Raw genomic sequence first — 8,309 nt, forward strand, 5'->3', positions numbered from 1 at the left:
GAAAACGGCACCTAAATGCCCGATTCGTTCAAACTAACATTCCGTGTAAAAAGCATTCCACGGAATGAAGTTTCACTTTATAGTATAAGAAAAACTACAGCTTTCGCTAAGACTTGGCGATAAGCCAAGTTTTTCTAACATGAACATATCCGTTTCTACGTGGCTATTTTCTTGAAAGGCTACTTCGTCTAGCTTATGTGTTCGTGCTTCTAACAAACTTCGATCTTCCTTTCTACGGTAAATCACCATCGGTTCGAATCTAAAGGAAGGTCGACTAAAGCGGGCTGATTGCTCAGGCGTCGGCATACCCCTGTTTTAGAGGCATGTTTTCTTTATCTTATTAGAAGTCTCCGGTTTGCACATTGCTAACCGATCGCCTACGCTTTTGTTCCATATAAAAAATTTAAACGCAGAAGTAGAATTAACATTTGAAAAATCTTTAAGTGTGTTATTTATATGTTTTATTGTCGATTAATAAAATACTTCTTTATGTTTTATATAAACAATTGACAAGCAAAGCTGAATGTTGGTAATATATACCTATACACTAAATGATTCTAAAGTACTAAAAAAGTGAATAAATATTGAGGAAGCAACGATATGCGATTGTAATTGGGCGCCTGAGATCGCATGGAGCTAGTGGTGCAACCGGCCTCTACGTAAATCATTGTATTTATGTAGGGGCATTTTTTTGTACTATAGGAAAGTATAAAATTTTAGGGTTTATAGTATAAGAAAAACTACAGCTTTCGTTAAAGACTTGACGATAAGCCAAGTTTTTCTAAAAAAAAACAAATCGTTTGGATCGTTTACATGGTTAGATATACATATTTATCAATTTATAGAAAACCTACATTTTTAAATAGGAGTCTAAAGCCCCTGTCGATAAATAACAATACAATGAAAACGTTATACTAACGGAGCTTCAAACGGAGAACAGGTAGAGTTAAGTTACTTATCTATTTAGTGTAGAGCTGATAGGGAGTCTCAGAAACGGGATAAAAATTAGAAAGTGATGGGATGAATTCATGAAATTAAAACAATTTATTCTTGCATTAATAACTTTCTTTTCAATTAGTATGGCAGCTGCTTATTTTTCCATTAGTCAGGCGGAACCTAAAAAGGCTGATGGAGAATATATAGCTGGAATTTCAGTACAGGATCTTTCCAAAGAAGAGATTCGCACTTTAATAGAGTCCGAAGTGGAACAATGGCAGCAAGATAGTGATTTTCTTATTGCTAAAAGTGAATATGAACAGTGGAAAATTCCAAAGGCTATGTTTGATTTTTCTATTGAGGATACATTGAAAGATTTAGAAGCAGAAACGAAACGACGTTGGAGTAATTTTTTAAGAAAGCCGGATCATGTAAATATACCACTAAATGTAAAAGTAAATTTATCAGCTGATGAAGAACTTATGTTACCGGCATATATCGATGTAAAAGCAGTTCTTAAACATGCAGAACAAGTTGCCAGTCATCTAGGGAAAGAAAATATAGCACTGGAGTATAAACAAGATCCCAAACAAATTTTTGAAAAAGTAGCTGATATTAAATTAAATGTTACGAATCATTCAAAAACTTTCATGGAGTACGCTGCAAATAATATAAATGGAACAATTATTGAACCATATAGTCGGTTTTCCTTTATCGATATGCTTGATATGAACGATACTCTAGCTTATTCACAAACGGATATAAATCTGTTGGCATCAGCCATTTATAGCTTAGCTTTGCAGACAAACGTAAAGATTATAGAGCATCACGTAAAAAATATAATGCCTGACTACACGGAAGCAGGGCTTGAAGCAACGGTTAATAAGAAAAATAAAAATCTTATCTTTTATAACCCAAACCAATCTGCTTATTTACTTCAAGCTGAGTTTAAAAAAAGGCAATTGCATTTTACATTACATACATTTCCAAGTGATAAAAGATATGCTTATGAAATTACCAATCGAAAAGAAATAAAGCCAAAAACAATAAAACGATATAGTCATAAATTAGCTCCGGGCAAAAAGGAAGTAATTCAAGCAGGAGTTGCAGGGGCAAGCCTAGATGTTTATCGGGTGAGTTATCAAGGAGATGCCGAATTAGATCGGGAGTTCATTCGCAGTCACTATTATCCACCAAAGCATGAGATTATTCTTTACTCTTTGCAAGAGAGGAAAAATGATGAAGATCAACAAGATAACCTAGCTAAAACAAATGAGACCACACCTGAAGATCTCGAAATCGCAAAAGATCTTAATGAAACAGCAGAACTTCCTGAATTTTCCTTGAATACAAGTGATTCTGTTAAACAAGAAGAAGAATTTGAAAAGGTAAAGAAACATTACTGTGAAGGAGAAACAGTGAAAAATAAAATGGGAGAGTTTTTAAATGAAGCGCCTGAGTTAAAACAAATGCTTTGTGAAAATGACCAGGATGATTTAATAGGATTGTTTATCGAATGGTTGAAACTAACGGAAACATTAGATAAGCAGTTAAATGAACAGTTAATCATTAAAGAGAAAAAAACAGATAACCGAAAGATAGAGGAGCAGCAGTAATGGCAAGAAAACGACTAGGTGATCTATTAGTAGCATCTAACTTAATAACGGAAGATCAATTGAATACGACACTAGCCAATAAAGACAATGAAGAGAAGCTGGGGGATGCACTTTTACGCGAAGGATACATTACAGAGCAACAATTAATTGAAGTTTTAGAATTTCAGTTAGGTATACCTCATATTAACTTGTCGCAATTCTCGATTGAGCAAGAGGCAATTCAACTTGTACCAAGAGAGTTAGCTAGACGTCATGATGTAATGCCAATACGAACAGAAGATTATAAATTGTATGTGGCTATGGCAGATCCAATGGATTATTTTGCGATTGAAGAATTGAGAATGGCAACCGGTTATCAAATTACTCCGGCCATTGCAACGAAAGATGATATTTTCCAATCGATTACAAAGTACTATGATTTACAAGAATCATTGGCTGATGTATTTGATGATATGGCGGAGGAAGAGCAAGTAGACGAGACTGGAATAGCAGATCAAGATTCACCAATTGTTCGGCTTGTCAATCAGATCATTGCCAATGGAGTCGGTCAGCGGGTTAGTGATATTCACTTTGATCCGCAAGAAACGGAGCTGAGAATTCGCTATCGAATCGATGGTGTATTACGGACAGAGCGTTCTTTGCCAAAACATATGCAAAATGTTATCACAGCAAGAATTAAAATAATGGCAAGATTAAATATAACCGAAAAGCGTTTACCACAAGATGGAAGAATTCAAGTAAATATTGATTTTAAACCAATCGATATTCGTATTTCTACTCTGCCCTCCATGTATGGAGAAAAAATTGTTATGCGAATTTTAGATCGAAGTAATGCGTTTGATGATTTGGATAAGCTGGGTTTTAATGAAGCAAATTTACATGCATTTACGAGTATGATTGAAAAACCAAATGGAATTGTGTTAATTACAGGTCCAACTGGTGCCGGAAAGTCCTCCACTTTATACGCAGCATTAAATCGCTTGAATAAAGAAGACGTAAATATAATCACGATCGAGGATCCGGTGGAATACCATTTGGATGGGATAAATCAAGTTCAAGTGAAGGAGCAAATTGGCATGACATTTGCGCATGGGTTGCGGTCGATTTTACGCCAAGATCCGGATATCGTCATGGTTGGGGAAATACGTGATATAGAAACAGCACAAATTGCCATTCGGGCATCTTTAACAGGACATTTAGTGCTTAGTACGTTGCATACCAATAGTGCACCGGCAGCGTTAACACGGTTAATTGATATGGGAATAGAACCGTTTCTTATTGCGTCATCTTTAACGGGAGTGGTGGGTCAAAGACTCGTTAGAAGAGTATGTCGTGATTGTCAAATCGAAATCGCTCCAACAGAGCGAGAACAAGCTATTTTTAAACAGCGAAATATAAAAGTTTCTAAGGTAGTCAAAGGAAAGGGATGTGTTAGCTGTGGCATGACCGGATACCGGGGCAGGTTAGCCATTCATGAAGTACTGGTGGTAGATGAACAAATTCGTACATTAATCATGCAATCAGGAAATGCTAATACAATTCGCGAGCATATTGAAAGTGGAGGAACAAGGTTATTAATTGATGACGGATTAATGAAGGTAGCTCAAGGATTAACGACAACAGAAGAAGTATTGCGCGTTGCAGCTATAGAATAGGAGTGAATCAAAGTGCAATTAGATATTAATGAACTACTAAAGGCGGCAGTTAACAATTATGCTTCTGATGTACATATTTCTGTTGGTTGTCCTCCAGTTTTTCGTATCAATGGGGTACTAACATCATTTGGTGAGAGGCGGTTAACCAATACAAATATTGTAGAAATGGCCAAGCAAATGTTATCACCTAAACAATGGGAAACATTTTTAAAGGAAGGTGAATTGGATGCTTCCTATGAAATTACGGATGTCGGAAGGTTTCGTTTAAATGTATATTATCAAAAACAACAAGTTAGTTTTGTAGCCAGGATTATTCCGAATGACATTCCTAGTCTTGAAGAATTAAATATGCCGGCTATTTTAAAAGGATTGGCGTTAAGGCCGCATGGGCTTATTCTTGTGACCGGTCCAACTGGGTCAGGAAAGACAACAACACTCGCGGCAATGGTTGACTATATCAATCATCATAATGCAAAGCATATTGTTACATTAGAAGATCCCATTGAATATATTCATCAACACAGCCAGTCTATCATTCATCAGCGGGAAGTTGGCGTGGATACAAAAAGCTTTGCAAAGGGATTGCGGGCATCTTTACGTCAAGATCCAGATATTCTTCTAGTTGGAGAAATGCGAGATTTAGAGACGATCTCAACTGCGATTACTGCTGCAGAAACGGGACATCTCGTACTGGCAACTTTGCATACGAATAGCGCGGTCCAAACGATTAACCGAATTATTGATGTGTTTCCACCACATCAACAAGGGCAAATTCGGGTACAACTAGCGGATGTATTAGAAGGTATTTTATCGCAACGACTATTTAAGAGTATGGATCATCGCGGAAGAATTGCGGCAACGGAAATACTTATTAATCATCCATCAATCGCTAACTTAATTCGCAGCGACAAGGTCGAACAAATTGAAAATGTCATTCAAACGAGTCGTTGCATGGGGATGCATACGTTGCAAATGTCAATAAACCAATTACTCCAAGCAAATAAAATTACCAATGAAGAAGCCAAGTCTTATCTGTCGCGTTCGGGGGTTATGTAATGCCTCTATATAAATATGTAGTACGAGCAAAAAAAGGAAAGGTAAAACGTGGAACGATCGAAAGTGTTTCTAAACATGCAGCGATAAAACAACTACAACAAAGCGGAGTTAACTTAAGAGAAATAAAAGAGACGAAAGAAACGATTTTTAATAAGAATTTATCCTTAACCATGCATTCTGTAAAAAACCGTGATTTCGTTATTTATTGCCGACAGTTTGCGACATTAATCCGTGCAGGTATTAGTATTGTTGAAGCGACAAATATTCTCGCTCAGCAATCCGATAGCAAGGCATTAAAAAAGGCATTATTGCAAGTGGAGGATGATGTGAGAGAGGGACAAGCGTATTCGACTGCAATTAAAAAACAGCCGAAAATATTTCCCGTGTTATTTGTTAACATGATTCGTGCCGGCGAAATGATAGGAAATCTCGATGAGACCCTTGATCGCCTCGCTACATACTATGAAAAGCAATATACATTGAAACGAAAAGTGCAGTCAACGATGACGTATCCAATTATTTTATTCGTATTAATCTTAGTTGTTGTAAGTTTTATGTTAATTTTTGTCGTTCCGAATTTTGTCACGATTTTCGATCAATTTGATGGAGAAATACCGGCAATAACTAAAATAGTGATGAAGCTGAGTGAGATCGTGAAGGAATTATGGTGGCTCGTGCTATTGATTCTAATGGTATGTATTAGTACCTTTATTGCGCTATTTAAACGGAATAAAACTTTTCATTATGGTGTGCATCTAGTTATCTTAAAGCTACCTGTTTTTGGAAAAGTATTACAAAAGTCAGCAATTGCCCGGATGACTAGGACGCTCGCTTCGTTATTCGCAAGCTCAGTTCCCATCTTGGACGCTCTTGAAATCGTTGAAAAAGTGGTCGGAAATCCAATTATCAGGAAAGTGGTACGTGAGTCGCATGACAATTTAGAGAGGGGCAGCCCTTTGTCGGAGCCACTAGCTGATAGTTGGGTATTTCCCCCGCTTGTTTCCCAAATGGTTGCTATTGGGGAACAAACCGGGTCACTCGATTACATGCTTATGAAAATTGCCGATTTTTATGAACAGGATGTTGATCGCACCGTCGATGCATTGAAATCACTTATCGAGCCGGTTATGATTATTTTTCTTGCCACGATTGTCGGATTTATCGTTTTAGCTATTCTTATTCCGATGTTTACTGTTTTTACAGAAATCCAATAGAGAGAGCAGTCTGTCCATGCGTGTAACTGGCTGATACCTCTTTTTTTATATACTCCGTAGACGGAGGATTCAACACCGACTTCCCAATCCGTTTATCTAACAATCAATTTAGGGATGAAGGAAACTTCAGATAATTGAAGATTCATTTTAATTTTAAGGGGGTGGTAGTGAGGGCAGAGCAAGTGATGAAACACTATCATCATATCATTCATTTTAAGGAGTGGAAACAGGATGTTAAAAAAATGGAAACAAAAATTAAAATTGGATCAACGTGGGTTAACACTTGTGGAATTACTTGCAGTTGTCGTTATTTTAGCGATTGTTGCAGCGATTGCTTTTATTGTTATTAGTAATGTGATTGAAAACTCGAAAAAGGATAGCCATGTGGCAAATGCCCAGCAAATTATTTCCGCTGCGAAAATGCATGAATCTACTGGCGGGAATATTGGTGAAAATGGTGTAACATTAGATGATCTAAAGAAAGAAGGTTTCATTGAAAAAGAGATTTTGGATCCATGGAATGATAAAAACACAGATTACGGAAAAGGTGTAATTGTAACAAGAAGTAGCGGTGAAAAATATTATATTAATAATTTCGACGGAAAAAACTGTAAATTAACTAAAAAAAGCGAAGCGGATCTTAATGGTGGTCGCAAAGCTTGTAATTAATGATTTATAACATCGTTTTGTGAATTAATTACACATTATTTAATAACTAAATATGTCCAAGCCCCTGATATTATAGGAGGCTGGACATATTAACACATATAGAAAGAGAAAGGTATGCGGACAATGATCGAAGCTCTCCTATATATCTATCTGTTTATCGTCGGCTTAGTATTCGGTTCATTTTTCAATGTGGTTGGCATTCGCCTTGCTGCGAATCAATCGATCATCTATCCGAGATCATACTGCCCGAACTGTAAGCGCCAGCTGACTGCAATGGAACTGATACCCGTCTTATCGTTTCTTATGCAAAAAGGCCGATGCAAAGGTTGTCAAGAACCTATTTCGTTTCAATATCCACTGGTCGAGTGTATTACAGCGCTTTTATTTGTTACAGTTCCACTTGGAGTGGGATGGTCGAGTGAACTAGTCATAGCTTTCTTGCTTATTTCATTACTGATTACAGTAACGGTTGCTGATTTAGAAAACATGATAATTCCAAACAAAGTGCTGCTTTTTTTTGGCTGTCTTATGTTGGTTTTACGGCTGTTTTTGCATACTTCTCCGTGGTGGGATAGTTATCTTGGCGCTATAGTTGCTTTTTTTCTTTTGTTTCTTATCAGTTTGTTAAGTAAAGGAGCAATGGGGGGTGGAGATATCAAGCTATTCACCGTTTTAGGGATGTTTGTTGGGACAGCAGGAGTGATTTGTACACTCTTTTTAGCTTCTTTGTTTGGGCTGATTTATGGTGTGATCCAAATTGCTAGAAAAGTGAGGAGACGAAAAGAGCCTTTGCCATTTGCACCGTTTATTAGTATTGCTGCCATGATTTTTTATTTTTTTACAGATGAGTTAAACGATTTTATTCAGCTGTTTTTGATTGCTATGTAGGAAGGTGACCACATGTTTTTACTATCTAAGCCAAAACGTGTTGTAAATATAATGATTGATGATTACGTTATTAGAATTGCAGAAAATAAAGTGCATGATTTAACGACGATTCGTCTATTAGAAGAAAGAGAGTTACCTCGTGATTTAATTCAGCACGGGCAGATTATCCATGAACTAAGATTTTACCAGTTTATGAAGGACATTGTCCACTACTTGAAGCTAAAACATCTAGACGTTAGATTTTATGTGTCGAATTGACTTGTTATTCTTCGTCT

8 protein-coding genes and 1 riboswitch are annotated in these 8,309 nt (G+C 36.8%); of the genes, 7 read left to right on the forward strand and 1 reads right to left on the reverse strand.

All coding sequences use genetic code 11. From position 1 onward, the window contains the following. Positions 1 to 72: 72 nt before the first annotated feature. Positions 73 to 306, reverse strand: a complete 234-nt coding sequence (locus tag HLX49_RS16615; protein WP_296363286.1) for a hypothetical protein — start codon at positions 304 to 306, stop codon at positions 73 to 75. Between the two features lie 273 nt (positions 307 to 579). Beyond that, positions 580 to 663: riboswitch (cyclic di-GMP riboswitch) on the forward strand. A gap of 365 nt (positions 664 to 1,028) precedes the next feature. On the opposite strand from HLX49_RS16615, the gene HLX49_RS16620 reads away from it, so the two are divergent. The 7 genes from HLX49_RS16620 to HLX49_RS16650 all read left to right on the forward strand — a co-directional run bounded on the left by HLX49_RS16620 (position 1,029) and on the right by HLX49_RS16650 (position 8,292). Beyond that, a complete protein-coding gene (locus tag HLX49_RS16620; protein ID WP_296363288.1) occupies positions 1,029 to 2,552 on the forward strand; it encodes a G5 domain-containing protein in 1,524 nt (507 codons plus the stop codon). Then, a complete protein-coding gene (locus tag HLX49_RS16625) occupies positions 2,552 to 4,207 on the forward strand; it encodes a GspE/PulE family protein (RefSeq protein ID WP_296363290.1) in 1,656 nt (551 codons plus the stop codon). Before HLX49_RS16620 ends, HLX49_RS16625 begins: the two co-directional genes overlap by 1 nt. Positions 4,208 to 4,219: 12 nt before the next feature. Then, entirely contained in the window at positions 4,220 to 5,263 is a 1,044-nt protein-coding gene (locus HLX49_RS16630) for a type IV pilus twitching motility protein PilT (protein ID WP_373687617.1), read from the forward strand. Beyond that, positions 5,263 to 6,477 (forward strand): type II secretion system F family protein, encoded by a 1,215-nt coding sequence (locus tag HLX49_RS16635; protein ID WP_296363292.1) that lies wholly within the window; start codon positions 5,263 to 5,265, stop codon positions 6,475 to 6,477. Before HLX49_RS16630 ends, HLX49_RS16635 begins: the two co-directional genes overlap by 1 nt. 231 nt (positions 6,478 to 6,708) lie before the next feature. Further along, positions 6,709 to 7,146 carry a type II secretion system protein gene (locus HLX49_RS16640; RefSeq protein WP_296363294.1) on the forward strand — a complete coding sequence of 146 codons (438 nt, stop codon included), beginning with the start codon at positions 6,709 to 6,711 and terminating at the stop codon, positions 7,144 to 7,146. Between the two features lie 114 nt (positions 7,147 to 7,260). Continuing rightward, positions 7,261 to 8,034, forward strand: coding sequence for a prepilin peptidase (locus HLX49_RS16645; RefSeq protein ID WP_296363296.1), 774 nt, complete (start codon positions 7,261 to 7,263; stop codon positions 8,032 to 8,034). A 12-nt stretch (positions 8,035 to 8,046) separates the two neighbouring features. Further along, entirely contained in the window at positions 8,047 to 8,292 is a 246-nt protein-coding gene (locus tag HLX49_RS16650; protein ID WP_296363298.1) for a type IV pilus biogenesis protein PilM, read from the forward strand. Positions 8,293 to 8,309: the final 17 nt, after the last annotated feature.

This window comes from Virgibacillus sp. (assembly GCF_013393565.1).
Lineage (GTDB): Bacteria > Bacillota > Bacilli > Bacillales > Amphibacillaceae > Virgibacillus > Virgibacillus dokdonensis.

Bases quoted from the DNA above. Each gene is read 5' to 3' on its own strand.
- HLX49_RS16615 (WP_296363286.1), bottom strand. From the start codon at position 306: ATGCCGACGCCTGAGCAATCAGCCCGCTTTAGTCGACCTTCCTTTAGA.
- HLX49_RS16620 (WP_296363288.1), top strand. From the start codon at position 1,029: ATGAAATTAAAACAATTTATTCTTGCATTAATAACTTTCTTTTCAATT.
- HLX49_RS16625 (WP_296363290.1), top strand. From the start codon at position 2,552: ATGGCAAGAAAACGACTAGGTGATCTATTAGTAGCATCTAACTTAATA.
- HLX49_RS16635 (WP_296363292.1), top strand. From the start codon at position 5,263: ATGCCTCTATATAAATATGTAGTACGAGCAAAAAAAGGAAAGGTAAAA.
- HLX49_RS16640 (WP_296363294.1), top strand. From the start codon at position 6,709: ATGTTAAAAAAATGGAAACAAAAATTAAAATTGGATCAACGTGGGTTA.
- HLX49_RS16645 (WP_296363296.1), top strand. From the start codon at position 7,261: ATGCGGACAATGATCGAAGCTCTCCTATATATCTATCTGTTTATCGTC.
- HLX49_RS16650 (WP_296363298.1), top strand. From the start codon at position 8,047: ATGTTTTTACTATCTAAGCCAAAACGTGTTGTAAATATAATGATTGAT.